17 protein-coding genes are annotated in these 16934 nt (G+C 65.3%); 14 read left to right on the top strand and 3 right to left on the bottom strand.

Annotated elements, in window-relative coordinates; all coding sequences use genetic code 11:
- From AC1DDG_RS20735 to purU, 4 genes are all read left to right on the top strand, one after another.
- Positions 1-478, top strand: a 478-nt coding sequence (locus AC1DDG_RS20735) for a lipoyl synthase (RefSeq protein WP_476877564.1), incomplete at its 5' end; no start/stop codon positions are given.
- A gap of 41 nt (positions 479-519) precedes the next feature.
- Entirely contained in the window at positions 520-1353 is an 834-nt protein-coding gene (locus tag AC1DDG_RS20740) for a methylenetetrahydrofolate reductase (protein ID WP_476877565.1), read from the top strand.
- Positions 1343-2812, top strand: coding sequence for a D-serine/D-alanine/glycine transporter (gene cycA, locus AC1DDG_RS20745; RefSeq protein ID WP_230120714.1), 1470 nt, complete (start codon positions 1343-1345; stop codon positions 2810-2812). The genes AC1DDG_RS20740 and cycA overlap by 11 nt, the downstream gene beginning before the upstream one ends.
- A gap of 11 nt (positions 2813-2823) precedes the next feature.
- Complete coding sequence (purU, locus tag AC1DDG_RS20750) at positions 2824-3792, top strand: formyltetrahydrofolate deformylase (protein ID WP_476877580.1); 969 nt, start codon at positions 2824-2826, stop codon at positions 3790-3792.
- A 75-nt stretch (positions 3793-3867) separates the two neighbouring features.
- Here the strand turns inward: purU and AC1DDG_RS20755 are convergent, their stop codons facing one another.
- Complete coding sequence (locus AC1DDG_RS20755) at positions 3868-4248, bottom strand: hypothetical protein (RefSeq protein ID WP_230120712.1); 381 nt, start codon at positions 4246-4248, stop codon at positions 3868-3870.
- Between the two features lie 538 nt (positions 4249-4786).
- Here AC1DDG_RS20755 and AC1DDG_RS20760 point away from each other — a divergent pair.
- Complete coding sequence (locus tag AC1DDG_RS20760; RefSeq protein WP_476877566.1) at positions 4787-5995, top strand: aspartate transaminase; 1209 nt, start codon at positions 4787-4789, stop codon at positions 5993-5995.
- Positions 5996-6021: 26 nt separating this feature from the next.
- Positions 6022-6699 (top strand): 4-carboxy-4-hydroxy-2-oxoadipate aldolase/oxaloacetate decarboxylase, encoded by a 678-nt coding sequence (locus tag AC1DDG_RS20765; protein ID WP_476877567.1) that lies wholly within the window; start codon positions 6022-6024, stop codon positions 6697-6699.
- Between the two features lie 576 nt (positions 6700-7275).
- Here the strand turns inward: AC1DDG_RS20765 and AC1DDG_RS20770 are convergent.
- Together AC1DDG_RS20770 and AC1DDG_RS20775 are read right to left on the bottom strand one after the other, a co-directional pair.
- On the bottom strand, positions 7276-7470 hold the full coding sequence (locus tag AC1DDG_RS20770) for a hypothetical protein (protein ID WP_476877568.1): 195 nt from the start codon (positions 7468-7470) through the stop codon (positions 7276-7278).
- Positions 7471-7645: 175 nt separating this feature from the next.
- Positions 7646-8569, bottom strand: coding sequence for a LysR substrate-binding domain-containing protein (locus tag AC1DDG_RS20775; protein WP_230120705.1), 924 nt, complete (start codon positions 8567-8569; stop codon positions 7646-7648).
- 629 nt (positions 8570-9198) lie between these two features.
- On the opposite strand from AC1DDG_RS20775, the gene AC1DDG_RS20780 reads away from it, so the two are divergent.
- The 8 genes from AC1DDG_RS20780 to AC1DDG_RS20815 all read left to right on the top strand — a co-directional run bounded on the left by AC1DDG_RS20780 (position 9199) and on the right by AC1DDG_RS20815 (position 16933).
- The gene (locus AC1DDG_RS20780; protein ID WP_230120703.1) at positions 9199-9987 is read left to right on the top strand and encodes a LamB/YcsF family protein; all 789 of its coding nucleotides are present in this window, start codon (positions 9199-9201) and stop codon (positions 9985-9987) included.
- Position 9988: 1 nt separating this feature from the next.
- The gene (locus AC1DDG_RS20785; protein ID WP_230120701.1) at positions 9989-10714 is read left to right on the top strand and encodes a 5-oxoprolinase subunit B family protein; all 726 of its coding nucleotides are present in this window, start codon (positions 9989-9991) and stop codon (positions 10712-10714) included.
- Positions 10711-11724 (top strand): 5-oxoprolinase subunit C family protein, encoded by a 1014-nt coding sequence (locus AC1DDG_RS20790; RefSeq protein WP_476877569.1) that lies wholly within the window; start codon positions 10711-10713, stop codon positions 11722-11724. Before AC1DDG_RS20785 ends, AC1DDG_RS20790 begins: the two co-directional genes overlap by 4 nt.
- 55 nt (positions 11725-11779) lie before the next feature.
- The gene (locus tag AC1DDG_RS20795) at positions 11780-13120 is read left to right on the top strand and encodes an MFS transporter (RefSeq protein WP_476877570.1); all 1341 of its coding nucleotides are present in this window, start codon (positions 11780-11782) and stop codon (positions 13118-13120) included.
- Positions 13121-13193: 73 nt separating this feature from the next.
- The gene (locus AC1DDG_RS20800) at positions 13194-13943 is read left to right on the top strand and encodes an SDR family oxidoreductase (protein ID WP_230120695.1); all 750 of its coding nucleotides are present in this window, start codon (positions 13194-13196) and stop codon (positions 13941-13943) included.
- Between the two features lie 74 nt (positions 13944-14017).
- Positions 14018-14959 (top strand): 2-hydroxyacid dehydrogenase, encoded by a 942-nt coding sequence (locus tag AC1DDG_RS20805; RefSeq protein ID WP_230120693.1) that lies wholly within the window; start codon positions 14018-14020, stop codon positions 14957-14959.
- A gap of 121 nt (positions 14960-15080) precedes the next feature.
- Entirely contained in the window at positions 15081-15851 is a 771-nt protein-coding gene (locus AC1DDG_RS20810; RefSeq protein WP_230120691.1) for an SDR family oxidoreductase, read from the top strand.
- Positions 15851-16933: an L-idonate 5-dehydrogenase gene (locus AC1DDG_RS20815; protein ID WP_476877571.1), complete on the top strand. Its 1083-nt coding sequence runs from the start codon at positions 15851-15853 to the stop codon at positions 16931-16933. Before AC1DDG_RS20810 ends, AC1DDG_RS20815 begins: the two co-directional genes overlap by 1 nt.
- Position 16934: the final 1 nt, after the last annotated feature.

Consider the following 16934-nt stretch of genomic DNA (forward strand, 5'->3'; position numbering starts at 1 on the left):
CGCGCACAACGTCGAGACCGTGCCGCGGATCTTCAAGCGCATCCGCCCCGCGTTCCGCTACGACCGGTCCCTGGACGTCATCACCCAGGGCCGGAACCTGGGCATGGTCACCAAATCCAACCTGATCCTGGGCATGGGCGAAACCCGGGCGGAAATCTCCGAAGCCCTGAAGGACCTGCACGAGGCCGGCTGCGACCTGATCACCATCACCCAGTACCTGCGCCCGTCCGAGCGGCACCTCCCGGTGGACCGCTGGGTCAAGCCACAGGAATTCGTGGACCTCCAGCAGGAAGCGGACGAGATCGGCTTCCTCGGCGTCATGTCCGGACCCCTCGTCCGGTCCTCCTACCGTGCCGGCCGGCTCTGGGCCACCGCCATGCGCAAGAAAGGCTGGGAAATCCCCGCCGAACTGGCACACATCGAAAGCTCCGGCAGCACCCGCCAGGAAGCCAGCTCGCTGCTCGCAGGCACGGCCTGACCTTCCGGACCCACCACCCTGATGTTCAGAGAGGACCAAAGATGTTCCCCATCAGAATAGAAATCATCCCTTCAGAGGGAATCGTTGAGCGGGTCAAGGCCCAGGTGCCGTTGACCACAACGCTCACCGTGACATGCCTGCCCCATCACGGCATCGAGCGGACCATGCGCACGGCGGTACAGCTGAGCGTGCTCGGCTACAAAGTGATCCCGCATCTCGCGGGGCGTAGCCTGCATAGCCGCGCTGACCTCACCGGAATCCTGCGCGACTGCGGCGTTGCCGGCATCGGCGAGGTGTTCGTGATCGGCGGAGACCGGAAGAGTCCAGCTGGCCCGTACGAGTCCGCCCTTCCGCTTCTGGAAGACATCGCGCAGTATTCCGGCGGCGCGATGCGGGCAGGCGTTGCGGGCTACCCGGAGGGCCACCCCGCTGCTGGTCCCGTGGACGTGCTGGACGCGCTGCTGGCCAAACAGCACCTGGCTTCGCACGTTGTCACGCAGATGTGCTTCTCCGCGCCGAAAATCCTTGATTACGCGGCGCTCCTGCGCCGCGAAGGCGTGCGGCTGCCCGTCTGGGCCGGCGTGGCAGGGTCTGTTCCGCGGACCAAGCTGGTCTCGCTGGCGACGCAGATCGGCGTCGGGAGTTCCCTGAAGTTCCTTAGCCGCAAGGGCCCGCTGGCCCGCAAACTCCTGAGTGGTGACAGCTACTCGCCACAAAGCCTGGTGACCGGGCTGGAAAGCGAGCCCGGCAACATCACGGGCATCCATCTCTACAGCTTCAACAGCCTTGATTCGGTTCCGGGAGGGGCAGATCAGGCGTCAACCTCAGCAGCACTCCATCCAGCATTGATTCGAGGAGCAGCACGTGACAACTGAAACCGTAACTTCCCAGCAAACGCCGCATCTTGAGCGGCAGCTCAGCAACCGGCACATCCAGCTGATCGCCATTGGCGGCGCAATCGGCACAGGCCTCTTCATGGGCTCGGGCAAAACCATCTCCGCGGCAGGGCCCTCCGTCATCTTCGTCTACATGATCATCGGCTTCATGCTGTTCTTCGTCATGCGGGCCATGGGCGAACTGCTGCTGAGCAACCTGAACTACAAATCGTTCAGCGATTTCGCGGCGGACCTCCTCGGTCCCTGGGCCGGTTTCTTCACGGGTTGGACCTACTGGTTCTGCTGGGTGATCACAGGCATCGCGGACGTCATCGCCATAGCGGGCTATTCGAAGGAGCTCTGGCCCTCTGTGCCGCTGTGGATCCCAGGCCTGGCAACCGTGGCCATCCTCCTGCTCCTGAACCTCACTACGGTGAAGGCTTTCGGCGAGACGGAGTTCTGGTTTGCGCTGATCAAGATCATCGCCATCGCGGCGCTGATCGTGGTGGGCCTGTTCATGATCTTCAGCGGGTTCCAGTCCGACGCCGGCCCTGCCACCTTCACGAACCTGTGGAGCCACGGCGGTTTCTTCCCGAACGAGTTCATGGGATTCGTGGCCGGGTTCCAGATCGCAGTCTTCGCCTTCGTGGGCATTGAGCTCGTGGGAACCACCGCCGCAGAGGCCAAGGACCCGGAGAAGAACCTGCCCAAGGCCATCAACTCCATCCCCATCCGTGTGCTGCTCTTCTACGTGGGCGCCCTCATCATCCTGATGTCCGTCACCCCCTGGACCCAGTTCCAGGCCGGCCACAGCCCGTTCATCGCCATGTTCTCCCTTGCGGGCCTGGGCGCCGCCGCCACCGTGGTGAACCTGGTGGTGCTCAGCTCGGCCATGTCCTCGGCCAACTCCGGCATCTACTCCACTTCGCGGATGGTGTACGGGCTGGCCCAGGAAGGCGACGCTCCGTCCGTCTTCGGTGCCCTCTCGCGCCGCAAGGTTCCGCAGAATGCCCTGTTTCTCTCCTGCGTTCTGCTTCTCTCCGGCGTGGTGCTGATGTACGCGGGCCAGGACATCGGCAAAGCCTTCGACATGGTGACCACCGTGTCGGCTGTCTGCTTCGTTTTCGTATGGTCCATCATCCTGGCCAGCTACCTGGCCTTCCGCAGGCGCCGCCCGCACCTGCACGAGGCGTCCAAGTACCGGATGCCTGGCGGCGTCCCCATGGTCTGGGTGGTCTTCGCGTTCTTCGCCTTTGTGCTCTGGACGCTGACCACGCAGCCGGACACCCTCACGGCACTCCTGGTCACGCCTGTCTGGTTCATCGTGCTCGGCGCCGCTTGGTTGGTGCTGCGCCGTCGCCCCGCCCATCTGGCGCGTTATGCAACGTTCCAGGCCGAACTCACCCAGGATTTGGCGCACGAGGCCACCGGGCGGGAACTTGGGAACGTGAAGAAATGAGCACTGTACAAATGACCACTGCCCAAACCCTGAACAGTCCCATACCGAAAGCTGAGGTACGTGCCGCAACGGTCGAGCATGTCCTGACCGTCGACTGTGCCGAGTCGCCTGGCATCGTCCACGCGGTCTCAGGATTCCTGCTCAGCCACGGCTGCGACATCATCGACATCAAGCAGTACGGGGACAAGGGGGAAGGTCACTTCTTCATGCGCGTCCACTTCTCCTCTCCGCAGGAGCCCGCGGCGCAGGAGCCGGCGGCGCAGGAGCCCGGGGCGCAGGATCCCGCGGCGCAGGAGTCCTTCAGCACGGAGGAGCTGCGCCGGGACTTCACGGCTGTGGCGGAGAAGTGGAAGATGAACTGGCAGCTGGAGCCGCACGGCCGCAAGCGCCGCGTCCTGGTGATGGTGTCCAAAATGGGCCACTGCCTCAATGATCTGCTGTTCAGGGCACGCACGGGCGACATCCCGGTGGAGATCGTCGCCGTGGTTTCCAACCACCGCGAGCAGGAGGGGCTGGTCCAGTGGCACGGTATCCCGTTCTTCCACCTGCCGGTCACCAAGGACACGAAGCCCGACGCCGAAGCCCGGCTTCTGGAACTCGTCGACGGCCTCGATGTGGAGCTCGTGGTGCTGGCCCGCTACATGCAGGTCCTGAGTGACGGGCTTTCGGCCAAGCTCGCAGGACGGACCATCAACATCCACCACTCGTTCCTGCCCAGCTTCAAGGGTGCGAAGCCCTACCACCAGGCCTACGACCGGGGCGTTAAGACCGTGGGCGCCACGGCGCACTACGTCAACGCCGAACTCGATGAGGGCCCCATCATTTCGCAGCAGGTCATCGACGTGGACCACACGTACACCGCCGACGACCTTGTCGCGGTCGGCCGGGACGCCGAATGCACGGCCCTCCGCAACGCCGTCCGCTGGCATTGCGAGGGCAGAATCCTGCTGCTCGGCAACCGCACTGTGATTTTGCGATAGGGCAGTTCCATCCTGGTCCGCGAGGGCGGACCAGGATGGAACCCGGACTCCGCCGCATAGCGGATCAGGGCCCGCCTACGCCGGGAGGACACCGGTTTCCGGCCGACGGCACCCTGTCATTTTCTGGACGGTATCGCGCTGGAGTCCGCTCAGAGCCGCGAGCTCGTAGTCATCCATGACGCCAAGCCGGCGTGCCGCAGCCATGAGGGTCAGTCGACTTTCCTCAAGGATTGCCTTCGACTCCTCAAGCTCGGCCAACTCGGACGTCAACTGGCTGATCACCGCAAGGTGCTGCCCGGCCGGCAGTCCGGACGGGAGCAGGTCCTCGGACGACAGGCCGATTGTCCGGATTGTCCAGCGGGAGAGTTCTGAGGCTTCTGCCAGGCCCGTGATCCTCATGCCGTCACAGAGCGCCTGGGCAATCTGTTGGTTTAGGCGGACGGAGAGCGCGCGCATGCTGCTGGCGTTGAAAGAAATCCGTTGCCGGTCCTCCCTGAGCAACTTCCGTATCCTGTCAGCCTGGACAGCAGTTGGGTCGGGTTTTGGTGTTCCCTGGTAGCGGTACGAGCCGGTACGGGCACGCCGCCGACGTGATTCCGGTGTCGGAGCAACCTCCGGGCGGTCGGAGCGGTGCAGAACGGCCAAGAGCACTCCTCGGTTCGGATTGGAGTCGGTCCGCGTCGGCACGCGAGCCGACCCGGAAAACGGCCGCGCCAGTCGGGGCCGGTTACGTAGAAGGCTAGACGGGATGGCCACCCCGCGGAAATACCAATAGTGCGTGGAGCCATAATCAAAAAGTTTGGGTTCGGCCTTGGCTAGGGGCCAAAAGCAGAGGTCTCGCGCTGTACACAGCCGAGGACCGACGCCATGACTGCCGCAGGCCATAAGAGACGCTTATCCGTCCACGCAGTTTAGGTCTTATCCATAGCCGCCCGGATTCCCTAGGGTCGAAGGAAGCAAATATCGCTCCCTCCTGAATCCCTAGGAAGAGACCATGTCTGAATTTGTACCTGCATCGCGAGTGTCCCGCATCAAGCAATCCGCCAGCGTGGCCGCCGCCGCCCGCGTGCGTGAGCTGAAGTCAGAAGGGCGCCGGATCCTGGACCTGACGGTCGGTGAGCCGGACTTCGACACCGCGGAGCACATCAAGGCGGCAGCCGTTGAGGCCATCAGCCGGGGCGAGACCAAGTACACCTCCGTCACCGGAACGCCCGCCCTGCAGACGGCGATCCTCCAGACTCTCGAGATGCGCACCGGCATCCACTACACCCCGGCCGAGATCACCGTTGGCGGCGGCGCCAAGCAGGTCATCTTCACGGCCTTCATGGCTACCCTGGACGCGGGCGACGAAGTGGTTGTACCCGCCCCCTACTGGGTCTCCTACCCGGACATGGTGCTCGCCAACGAAGGCACGCCTGTAGTGGTTCCCTGCGGCGAGGACGTGGGATTCAAGCTCACACCGGAAGCCCTAAGCGGCGCCCTCAACGAGCGGACCAAGTGGATCATCCTGAATGCGCCGTCCAACCCCACAGGCGCCGTCTACTCCCGGGCGGAACTGCGCGCACTCGCCGACGTCCTCGCGGACTTTCCGCACATCTACGTCCTGACCGATGAAATCTATGACCAGATCTACTTCGGCACCGGCCGGATCTCCAGCCTGGTGGAGGTGGCCCCGGAACTGAGGGACCGCATCCTCGTGGTCAACGGCGTGTCCAAGGCGTACGCCATGACCGGTTGGCGGCTGGGATACGCGGCAGGACCGGCCCCGGTGATCGCCGCAATCAATAAGCTCCAGTCCCAAATCTCATCCTGCCCGTCCTCGGTAAGCCAGGCCGCCAGCGCCGCCGCCCTCACGGGCGACCAGAGCTTCGTGCATGACAGCGTCGAGGTTTACCGCGGCCGGCGCGATGTGGCAGTCACCGCACTGAACGCCGTCGGCGGGCTGTCATGCACGACGCCGGAAGGCGCCTTTTACGCGTACGTCAACTGTGCGGGGGTCATCGGGAAGACGACCGCCGAGGGAAAAGTCATCGGCAACGATGAGGACTTCACCCTCTACCTTCTTGAGGCCGCTTCCGTGGCAGTCATCCAGGGATCGGCCTACGGGTTGGGCCCCTACTTCCGCATCTCCTACGCGACCAGCCTCGACATCATCGAAGAGTCCATCGCCGCCATCGACAAGGCCGTCCAGGCCCTCAACTGATCCACACCCACCGAAGGAAAAACGCCGTGATTCACGTCAAGACCACCATCGAACGACCCGACGCCGACGCCGTAAGCCGCCTGGCCAAGTTCTCGTCCGCCACCATCCACGAGGCACAGGGCCGCAAGGGCGCCCTCAGCTCCAAGATCAAGCCGATCGACCGGAGCATGTCCTTCTGCGGTCCGGCCACTACTGTGCGCTGCGCTCCTCGGGACAACCTCATGCTGCAGGTGGCCATCCACTACGCCGAGGCCGGGGACGTCATCCTGGCCGCGGCAGGGGAGTACGAGGAGGCCGGAACGTTCGGCGACGTCCTCGGCAACGCCATGAAGGCCAAGGGCCTCGCCGGCCTGGTGACGGACTCCGGCGTCCGCGACACGCAGGACCTCATCGAACTGGGGCTGCCCGTCTTCTCCGGCAGCGTCTCCATCAAAGGCACCGTCAAGGAAACGATCGGCCCGATCAACCACCCTGTGGTCTTCGGCGACGAAATCATCTATCCCGGTGACGTCCTCCGCGGCGACGCGGACGGTGTGGTGGTCGTCAGGAAGGACGAGATCGAGGAAGTCATCCGCCTCTCGCAGGAACGCGACGACGCCGAGCGCGACCTCATCCGCCTCTACCAGGCCGGCGGGACCACCATCGATCTGTGCAACCTCACCGAGGTTCTGAGGGCCAAGGGGCTGCTCGTAGAGCACGCATAGTCACATCGCGGCAGCGGTGCCCGGGAGGTGCCGGCATTGGCTCAGGCGGGGCAGTCTTCTGCCCCGCCTGAGGCTCGTATTCTGCGGCGGCGGTCCTCCTGCCGTGCTTCGACGGCTGCGGTGGTGGGCGTGGCCGTGCGGGTTACCCTGCTTCGGGTTACCCTGCTTCGCGCAGCACAATTCCGGGCAGCGGCGGCGCGGTGGAGTAGTGCCTGTGGCCGGTGGGGGTGTGGAGTTCGATGGTGTGCCGGGAACAGGCGTGCCCTCGAATCCATGGCGATGAGGTTGCCGGTCCCGGGGGCGGTGTAGAGCCGGCGGAGCCAAGCATCGAAAGCTGCACCCTGCCCAGAGTCCTCCCCGCACCCGATGTCGCCGCTGCGCGGGCCCTCGTTGAACCTCCGCTGATAAAAGAGAATTTGCAGCACATCGGCCGGCGGAACGGCCGCGTGCCGCCGGCTCCGCGAGGGTCCCTCAGCGCGGGCGGGGTGGCCGCCCAAGCCGCGGCAGCTCCGCCGTCGTACGGATAACTGTGCGGCGGCGCCCGCAGTTGAGCGTGCTTTGCAGCTGACGGTGCAGTCAGCCGCTAATCAGACCCCCGTGGGGCACCGAATAAGCAGGGGCGCCGAAGACGGCATCGTCCAGGTACCAGACCGTCGAACCGCCGCCGCTGACCGGCATGATGCTGCCCTCGAAAACAAAGACCGGGTCAGCGGATCGGTCCTGGGGGCGCCAGAAGCCATTGGTCGGGCAATGGGACCCGGTTTTAGCCATCAGTCCCAGTCTCGGGTCTGAAATTCTCCTGGTGGTGCTGATCTTTTTCATGGCAGGCTCCCGGTTGATTGTTTGCGGAAAATTGATTCGCTGCAATTTCTTGGCTTGCCACCAATATTAGAATCCCCGGCGCCCAGTTACTAAGACAAATGATGCGTGCCCTAATAAGCCAAAGCTATGGGCGGCCATACTTATCGCTGAGCATTTCCTGGAGCATTTCCTTCAGCACAAGCAGCACCGCCGACGCCGCCTCCGAGAGGGGGTCGTGGTCCGGCGTGCAAAGCGCGATCTTGCACTGCAGTGCCGGATCCACGATCCGCAAGACATAGAAGTCTTCTTCATGGAACAGCGCGTCCGCGGCTGACTTGGGCAGGATCGTGGCCCCCAGATCGGCCCGGAGGAGCCGCGTCAGGGACGGCACCGACTCCACCTCGCCCACCAGCTGGAGTTTGAGCCCCTTGCTGTCGAAACCTGCCTCGACAGCCTGCCGCAGCGTGTGGATCTTCTCGGGGAGGAAGAGCCCGAAGTGTGCCACCTCCTCCAGCGTTATCTCGCCGATCGCGGACCCGGACTCCAGCCGCTTGGCGTTGACCACCAGGTGCAGATCTTCGACGATCATCGTGGTGAACTGGACGCCGCGGATAGGGCCCGGCTCGTAGATGAGGGCCATATCGAGCCGGCCGTTCTTGATGGCTTCGCTCAGGACGCCGCCGTAAATCTCCGTGACATGCAGGATGATGTCGGGGTACCGGCGGCCCACCTCGCTGATGATCTGCGGCGTCAGGCTCGACGCCATGCTGTAGGGCGCGATGGCAATGGACACGCGACCCGATGGCGCGGCCCCCGACTTGGCGACGTCCTGCCGCGCCTGCGCCACCAGCCGCAGGATTGACTGCGCATGCCGGTATAGGGTGTGCCCGGCGGCTGTGGGCTGGACCCCCTGCTTGCTGCGGATCAGCAGGCGCTGCTTGAGGTCAGTCTCCAAAGCCGAAACCTGCTGGCTCAGGGCTGGCTGGGCAACGTGCAGCGCCGCCGCAGCCTTGGTGATGCTTCCCGAATCCACGATCTGGACGAAGTACGCAAGCTTCCGCGTATCCATGGCCGCCTTCTCTCTCTGCGGCGTCCTGAACCCAGGGACGGTCATAACCGGATGCTGTGGAGGGATACGCAATACGTCTTTGTGTGATCCACATCGCTGACACTAGGTTGAACCCAGAACGCTATTTCACTAATCGTACATTCTATCCCCTCCGGTGACATGCAATTCCATGATGACATCAGATGCATTTCGCATAGAAGCGGTCTTGTGGAAATGGATATCGCTTTTTTACATTTCCGAAATATGCGCTCCGTACCTTGAATGAATTCGCCGTCCCGCAACGCAAGTGCGGAGCCTACGTTGGAGAAAGAGGTGACAAATGAGAGCACTAACCAACGGGAGATCCGCCACCCTGGGCGGCCCTGGAGGCGCTGCCTCGCCGTGCTGCGGTCACCCCTGCAGGCGTGCCGGCGGCAAACCCGTCATAACCGGCACCTATCCCGTGACATGGATTACGTCTTTGTGTGATCAAACTCGCGGTGCCAGACTTTTTTATGGAAGCCCGGCAGTTCGGGCCGTCCCGTCGGAAGCCCCCTTCAGGGCCGGATCGGGACAATCACTTCACTACCGGCAGCTGACCACGTCGCCCTGCGGGGCAACGTTGCAGCTCACACTCCAGGAAGGCTCACATGGGACTCTCAGTTGATCTCGTAGCAGATCTCGGAGAAGGCTTCGGCGCCTACTCGATGGGCGACGACGCTGCCCTCCTCGAGGTGGTTTCCAGCGCCAACATCGCCTGCGGCTTCCACGCCGGTGACCCGGACATCATGAACGCGACCGTCGCCGAATGCGTTCGGCTCGGGGTCAGCATCGGAGCACACCCGAGCTTCCCGGACCTCCGCGGCTTCGGCCGGCGCGCCATGGACCTGACGGCGGATGAGGTCCGCAACGACGTCCTCTACCAGTTCGGCGCGCTGACTGCCTTCGCCGCCTATCACGGCGCCAGCGTGGCCCACATTGCCCCGCACGGCCGGCTGGGAAACCTCGTTGCCACCCGCGCCGACTACGCCGAAGCCGTGGCTGACGCCGCCGCCCGCATCAACGCCGGCCTGATCGTCCTGGCCCAGGACGGCGAACTGGCCACCGCAGCCACTGCGCGCCGGCTCCCGGTGGGGATCGTGGGCATCGCCGACCGGGCCTACGAGGCTGACGGCACCCTGGTGCCGCGCGGCCGCCCCGGCGCCGCCATCCACGATCCTTCGACCATCGTGGACCGCACCGTCCGGATGGTGTGCGAAGGGCTCATCGAAACCGTTGCCGGCACCGATCTGCCCATCGTCGCCGACACGGTACTCCTGCACGGAGACACCCACGGCGCCGTTCTGCTGGCCCGGCAGGTCCGAGCTGAACTGGAGAACGCCGGCGTGACCATTGCCCCGCTCGCCCAGGTTCTGGCCGCCAAGCTGAAGGTTGCCTGACATGGCCCCCACCCCAACCCCAACTCCGGTCGAGATCTTCGAGTCCGGTGACGCCGCCCTTCGGGTCGTCGCGTCTTCCCCGGACAGTGAGGCCAACTGGAGCACCGTACATTCCCTTGCCGGATGGCTGGAGGCCGCAGGGGCCGACGGCGTCCACGGGGCCGTGCCGACGTACGATTCACTGCTCGTGGAATTCGACCCCGGCGTCACCTCGGCGCGCCAGGTCCGGGCCTTCGTCCTGCTCGGCCTGCGCCAGCTCGACTTCATCGGTGCGCCCGCCCGGACTCCCCGCGAGTTCAGCGTCCCGGTTGTCTACGGCGGCGAGTACGGCCCGGACCTGGAGCGCGTGGCCGAACATGAGCAGCTCTCCGTCGAGGAGATCATCGAGCTTCACACGGCCAAGTCCTACGTCATCCGCTGCCTGGGTGCGCCAGCCGGCTCACCCATGATGGACGGACCCGACTTTCCGCTCCCGGTCCCGCGGCTGAAGGACCCCCGCCTGTCCGTTCCGGCAGGAGCTGTGGCCGTCGCGGGCCGGCAGGCAGTCATTGCGCCGGCCGTGGCGCCCGGCGGATGGTGCGTCATAGGCCAGACGCCCCTGACCGTTCTTGACGCCACGAGCGAACCCCTTGTTCCCTACGTCCCCGGCGACATCTTGAGGTTCCGCCAGATCCAGCCCGAGGAGTTCGCCAGCTACGCAGGCCGGAAAATGGAGGCGGCACGATGACCGGCTCATTGATCATCCAGCAGCCCGGCCACTCGGTGGTCACCGACCTGGGCCGCTTCCGGGGACCCCGGTTCGGGCTGCCCGTGAACGGCGCGCTGGACCAGTTCTCGGCACGCGCGGCGAACATCCTCACCGCCAATGAGGAGAACGCTCCGCTGCTGGAAGTAACCGCCCTGGACTTCCGGATGCGCGCCACTACGGACATTCTCATTGCCGTCACCGGCGCGCCCCTTACCCTCACGGTCGGCGGCCGCGAATGCCCGCAATGGGAACCGGTGTCCGTCCGCGCCGGGGAAACCGTTGCACTGCGCCAGATCACCGGAGGCCTCAGAGCCTACGTTGCCGTCCATGGCTCGGTGGAAGCGCCGATCCTGCTGGGAAGCTGCGCCCCCGACACCGTCATCGGCTTCGGCCTGCGGCTCTCCGAGGGCACCGAACTCAAGACCTCGCGGAGCGTCGGCCCGATACGGCAGCCGTACTTCGACCTGCCGCTGTTCCGGCTGGGACTGTCCCGGCCGGAGTTCAGCAGCCACGCCGTTATTGATGTCACGGACGGCCCCGACGTTGACGAGTTCGGCGATACCGCCGAACTGCTCTTCAACACCGAATACACCGTCAGTGCCCGGAGCAACCACATCGGTCTTCGCCTCGGCGGCGCCCTTCCCGAACGCCAGTCCACAGCCGAAGTGCTGTCCCGCGGCGTCCCGGTGGGAGCCATCGAAGTGCCGTCCCGGGAGGAACTCCTGGTGCTGCACCGGGGCCGCGGTGTCACCGCCGGCTACCCCGTCCTTGCAGTGGTTACCAGCCGCTCGCTCGACGTGCTCGCCCAGGCCCGCCCGGGCCACACCATAACCTTCCGCAAGACCACCGTTCCCGAAGCTACAGCGAAGTACCGGGCGGCCCTGCGGGATCTGGAGAACCTCCGTTCCACGGTCGGCACGGTCTTCTCCCTCCTCGGCATCGGCAACCAGCCCGGCTGGCCAAAACTGGCACCGGCAGCCGGAAGCTAAGCGCCCTCCCATCAGATCAAAAGCCTTGTTACCATTCCCCTTAGTAAGGAAAGCCATGTCAACTTCTACGCACGCGGCCCAGCCGCACAAAGAACGGCTCAGCGGCAAGCAGACCCGCAAAGTTGTCACTGCCGGCTGCGTCGGCATTTTCGTGGAACTCTACGACAACGGCATCTTCGCCTTCATGGCCGGAACGCTTGCCCTCGTCTTCCTGGCGCCCGGCAACCCGGACAACGCCCTGCTGTTTGTCTTCGCCGGCTACGCCGTGTCCTTCTTCGTCCGCCCCCTCGGAGCCGTTGTCTGCGGCTTCCTGGGCGACAGGATCGGGCGGCAGAAACTACTGGTCTTCGTCATCCTGCTGATCAGCGCCGCCACCGCCGGTATAGGGCTCCTGCCCGCGTACTCGGCCATCGGCATCGCAGCACCGGTGCTGCTCGTGTTGTTGCGCATGCTGCAGGGCTTCTCCGTGGGCGGTGAAGCCGCCGGCGCCATGACCTTCCTCGCTGAGCACGCCCCGGAAGGCAAGCGCGGCATCATCACCTCCTACGCACAGATCGCATCCTTTGCGGCCCTCCTCACCGGTACGCTCGTAGCGTTCTCCATGTCCCCGTGGCTCACCGCAGCTGCGATCGACGGCGGCGGCTTCGGCGCCTTCGCCTGGCGCATCCCGTTCCTCATCGCCATCCCCATGGGCGTCATCGGCTGGTACATCCGCAAGGCCATCAGCGACACCCCCAACTTCGTGAAGCTGAAGGAAGAAGGCGGGCTGTCCAAGAACCCGCTGAAGGAAGCCTTCGCCTCCGCCGAACATCGGCGCGCTATGCTGCTGGCCCTGTTCATCCCGCTCATGAACGGTTCCGGCTACTACGTCCTCTTCTCCTACATGCCCACCTTCCTCAAGGGCAAGCAGCTTAACTTCACCATCGGTCAGGCCCTGCTGGTCACCGCCTGCAGCCTGGTGGTCATCTGCATCGCCATTCCTTTCATGGGCGCCCTCTCCGACCGGATCGGACGCAAGAAGGTCATCGCCGGGTCTGCAATCGCCATGGCAGTCCTTGGCATTCCCTCCTACGCCCTGATCGCCACCGGCAACATGGCACTGGCGATCCTCGGCGCCTGCATCATGGCCGTCGTGTTCGCCGGCCACACCGCGGTGATCCACATCCTGATCGTGGAACTGTTCCCCACCCGGGTGCGCTACTCCGCCTACGGCCTGGGCTACAACATCTCTTCCGCACTGTTCGGAGGCACGGCACCGCTGCTGATGACCTGGCTGATCTCATCCACCGGCAACATCTACATGCCTGCCTTCTACGCCGTCATCACCGCGCTGGGCACCCTTGCCGCCGTCAGCACGGTCAAGGACCGGGCGCACCTGCCGCTCCGGGACGCCTAACCACGGACCACCCCCGTGCTTGCACCACTACGCAGCGGCAAGCACAGCATTGCAAACCAACCAGGAGACTTCGATGCCCTTTTCAGATTATTCAACAGCCCTCGTCACCGGTGCCTCCACCGGGATGGGTGCCGCGATCGTCGAACGCCTGGCCAAGCGGGGACTCACCGTCCACGCCGTGGCCCGCAACGAGGAACGCCTGAACGACCTTGCCGACAAGACCGGGGCGATTCCCCACGTCGTCGACCTGACCGACACGGCGGCGCTGGCTGCCGCCGTCGGCGATCTTGAGGTGGATGTCCTGGTGAACTGTGCCGGAGTGTCCCGGCCGGGAAACCTCCTGGACTCCAGCGAGAGCGACATCGACGAACTCATTGACGTCAACCTGCGCGGCCTGCTCCAGCTGACAAGGCTGGTGCTGCCGGGCATGGTGGAACGCGACCGCGGGCACGTCATCAACATCAGCTCCATCGCCGGTGTCTATAACTTCTACGGCCACACGGTTTATCACGCCACCAAGGCGGCGGTGCACCAGATCTCCCGGCAACTGCGCAACGACACCGTGGGCAAGCGCATCCGCGTCACGGAGATCTGCCCCGGACGCGTCGAAACGGAGATCTTCGGACGCAACATGGGAGGCACCCCGGAAGCCATGGAAGAGGCGTGGAAGACGTACTACGAAGGCTACGAGTCCCTGACCACCGACGACATCGTCAACGCCATGGACTACGCCATCGAAACGCCCCGGCACGTGAATGTGGGCATGCTGGAAATCATGCCCACATTCCAGGTCCCCGGCGGGCTCACGTTCGACCGGCGCTAGCCGCGTCGGCCCCGGCAAGCACCGCCCCGGCCGCCCAGCACACCCCAGACCCATAGACCCGAGAGGTTTTTCCGATGCAAACAGTCCGCACCGTCAGCTTTCCCGACCCGCAGCTTCTCGCCGATCTCTCACCCCTTCCCGAGGGCCTGAGAGGGGTGGTCTGGGACCTGAAGTCGGATCCCGACGGCGGGACGCTGAGCGAGATCGACGGCGTCATCCTCCCTTACATCGACGCCTCTGCGGTTCTGGGATCCCTCGCCAAGGTTGAAGACCTGAAGTTCGTCCAGACGCAGTCGACCGGATATGACGGAGTTATCGAAGCGGCCGGTCCGGCGGCCGGTGTGGCCAGTGCCTCCGGCGTCCATGCGGCGGCGACGGCGGAGCTGGCCGTGGGGTTGATCCTGGCTAAGCTGCGCGGCATCGACCAGGCTGTCCGCGACCAGCAGTACGGCCTCTGGCGGCCGGAGCGGCGCCAGTCCCTTGCTGACAGGCGCGTGCTGCTGGTAGGCGTCGGCGGGATCGGGCATGAGATCGCCCGCCGTCTGGAGCCCTTCGAGGTCACGGTCACCCGGGTGGGGAGTGCGGCCCGGACTGACGAGCAGGGCGAGGTGCACGCATCGTCGGAGCTGCCCGCGCTCGCCGCTACGCACGACATTCTGGTCACCGTGCTGCCCCTGAGCGAGCAGACCCATCAGCTGATCGGCGAAGAGGTTCTGGCTGCCCTGCCGGACGGAGCCCTGGTGGTGAACGTGGGGCGCGGTCCGGTGGTGGACACTGCTGCGCTGACCAAGGAAGTCCTTTCCGGGCGGCTGCAATGCGCGCTCGACGTCGTTGATCCAGAGCCGCTTCCGCAGGACCACCCGCTGTGGTCAACACCGAACGCCCTGATCACCCCGCACATCGGCGGCAACGCGTCCGCCTTCCAGCCACGGATCCTGAAGCTCCTACGGCAGCAGCTCGAAGCCCTCGCCGCCGGGCAGACTCCGGCGAATCTGGTGCAACGCGGGCCCTTCTAGACAACAGTGCGAACGGACACTTGCGGCCCTGGCCGCGAGGGCCACAAGTGTACGTTCGCGATACATAGGAACCACCAACCGCGACTACCGCGCAGACCGCGGCGAAGGAGCTGCTCTTTTCATGAATTCACTTTTTGACCTGACCGGGCGGGTGGCCCTGGTGACCGGTTCCAGCCGGGGCATCGGCAACGCGCTGGCGCGGGCACTGGCTGACGCCGGTGCCACCGTGGTCCTGAACGGCATCAATCCGGAACGGCTCAAGGCCGCGGAGGCGGCGATGGCCGCCGATTATGCGCCCGGCCGGGTGCACAGCATCGCGTTTGATGTCACCAGCGACGCCGAGGCCGCGCGGGGCATCACGTGGGTGGAGGAGCACGTGGGTCCCCTTGAGATACTGGTCAACAATGCCGGGATCCAGCATCGGGTGCCGCTGCTGGAGTTGGATGTGAAGGACTGGGAGCGGGTGATTTCCACGGATCTGACCAGTGCGTTCCTGGTGGGCCGGGAAGCAGCCCGCCACATGATTCCCCGCGGGCGCGGGAAGATCATCAACATCTGTTCGGTGCAGACGGACCTGGCCCGCCCCACGATCGCGCCGTACGTTGCGGCGAAGGGCGGTTTGCGGAACCTGACCCGGGCGATGACCGCGGAGTGGGCGGGTTCGGGGCTGCAGATCAACGGGATTGCGCCGGGCTATATCCACACCGAGATGACCCAGAATCTGGTGGACGACGAGAAATTCAACGCCTGGATCCTGGGCCGGACCCCGGCGCACCGCTGGGGCACAGTCGAGGACCTGGCGGGGCCGGCTGTCTGGCTGGCTTCCAGCGGCTCGGATTTCGTGAACGGCCAGACGATCTTCATCGACGGCGGAATGACGGTGGTGGTCTGATGGGAACGCCAACGGTCCCCACCAACGCGGCCCTCCCTGTCTCTGGACCGGCGGTCGTTGCCCACGCCAAGGGCGACCTGCGGATCGACGACGTTCCGCTTGCGGCGCCCGCCGCGGATGAGGCCGTCGTCGAAGTCCACTACGGCGGCATCTGCGGCTCCGACCTGCATTACTGGCTGCACGGCGCAGCCGGTGAATCCATCCTGAAGGCCCCGCTGGTGCTCGGCCATGAGATTTCCGGGACCGTGGTCCGCGCCGCGGCGGACGGAACCGGCCCCGGGGCGGGAACGCCGGTCGCGGTGCATCCGGCCACGCCCCGTGCCGGTGCGGCGCGGTATCCGGCCGACCGGCCCAACCTCTCGCCCGGTTGCACCTACCTGGGAAGCGCAGCCCGCTACCCTCACACCGACGGCGCGTTCAGCCGCTACGTGAACCTGCCGGTGCGGATGCTCCGTGCGCTCCCGGGAGGCCTGGACCTGCGTACCGCTGCGCTGATCGAACCGGCGTCCGTGGCATGGCATGCGGTGGCCCGGGCCGGGAACGTCGCGGGCAAGACGGCGCTCGTGATCGGCAGCGGGCCCATCGGCGCGCTGGCTGTGGCGGTCCTCAAACGGGCCGGCGCAGCCCGGATCGTCGCCGTCGACATGCATGAGAAACCGCTCGAGATCGCCACGGCCGTGGGTGCCGACGAGGTCCTGGCCGCCTCCGACGCGGAGGCGATCGCCGCCGTCGAGGCCGATGTGGTGATTGAGTCCTCCGGTAACCACCACGGACTGGCGTCCGCCATCCAGGGCGCCGCGCGCGGTGGCACGGTGGTGATGGTCGGCCTGTTGCCCACAGGTCCCCAGCCGGTCCTGATCTCCCTGGCCATCACGCGGGAACTCGAACTGCGCGGCTCCTTCCGCTTCAACGACGAGATCGACGGCGTCATCGCCGCACTGGCTGACGGCACTCTGCACATCGAACCGGTCATCACCCACGAGTTCCCGGTCAGCCGGGCGTTGGAGGCATTCGCTGTGGCCCGCAACTCGGCTGAGTCCGGCAAGGTGCTCCTGAGCTTCGGGTCCGCAACGGAAGGCTGAG

The sequence above is a fragment of the Arthrobacter sp. 10L430 genome, from assembly GCF_056395245.1.

What these genes read in the sequence shown, in the direction of transcription:
- AC1DDG_RS20740 (WP_476877565.1), top strand. Translation starts at nt 520, where the DNA reads ATGTTCCCCATCAGAATAGAAATCATCCCTTCAGAGGGAATCGTTGAG.
- purU (WP_476877580.1), top strand. Translation starts at nt 2,824, where the DNA reads ATGACCACTGCCCAAACCCTGAACAGTCCCATACCGAAAGCTGAGGTA.
- AC1DDG_RS20755 (WP_230120712.1), bottom strand. Translation starts at nt 4,248, where the DNA reads ATGCGCGCGCTCTCCGTCCGCCTAAACCAACAGATTGCCCAGGCGCTC.
- AC1DDG_RS20760 (WP_476877566.1), top strand. Translation starts at nt 4,787, where the DNA reads ATGTCTGAATTTGTACCTGCATCGCGAGTGTCCCGCATCAAGCAATCC.
- AC1DDG_RS20770 (WP_476877568.1), bottom strand. Translation starts at nt 7,470, where the DNA reads ATGGCTAAAACCGGGTCCCATTGCCCGACCAATGGCTTCTGGCGCCCC.
- AC1DDG_RS20775 (WP_230120705.1), bottom strand. Translation starts at nt 8,569, where the DNA reads ATGGATACGCGGAAGCTTGCGTACTTCGTCCAGATCGTGGATTCGGGA.
- AC1DDG_RS20780 (WP_230120703.1), top strand. Translation starts at nt 9,199, where the DNA reads ATGGGACTCTCAGTTGATCTCGTAGCAGATCTCGGAGAAGGCTTCGGC.
- AC1DDG_RS20785 (WP_230120701.1), top strand. Translation starts at nt 9,989, where the DNA reads ATGGCCCCCACCCCAACCCCAACTCCGGTCGAGATCTTCGAGTCCGGT.
- AC1DDG_RS20790 (WP_476877569.1), top strand. Translation starts at nt 10,711, where the DNA reads ATGACCGGCTCATTGATCATCCAGCAGCCCGGCCACTCGGTGGTCACC.
- AC1DDG_RS20795 (WP_476877570.1), top strand. Translation starts at nt 11,780, where the DNA reads ATGTCAACTTCTACGCACGCGGCCCAGCCGCACAAAGAACGGCTCAGC.
- AC1DDG_RS20800 (WP_230120695.1), top strand. Translation starts at nt 13,194, where the DNA reads ATGCCCTTTTCAGATTATTCAACAGCCCTCGTCACCGGTGCCTCCACC.
- AC1DDG_RS20805 (WP_230120693.1), top strand. Translation starts at nt 14,018, where the DNA reads ATGCAAACAGTCCGCACCGTCAGCTTTCCCGACCCGCAGCTTCTCGCC.
- AC1DDG_RS20810 (WP_230120691.1), top strand. Translation starts at nt 15,081, where the DNA reads ATGAATTCACTTTTTGACCTGACCGGGCGGGTGGCCCTGGTGACCGGT.
- AC1DDG_RS20815 (WP_476877571.1), top strand. Translation starts at nt 15,851, where the DNA reads ATGGGAACGCCAACGGTCCCCACCAACGCGGCCCTCCCTGTCTCTGGA.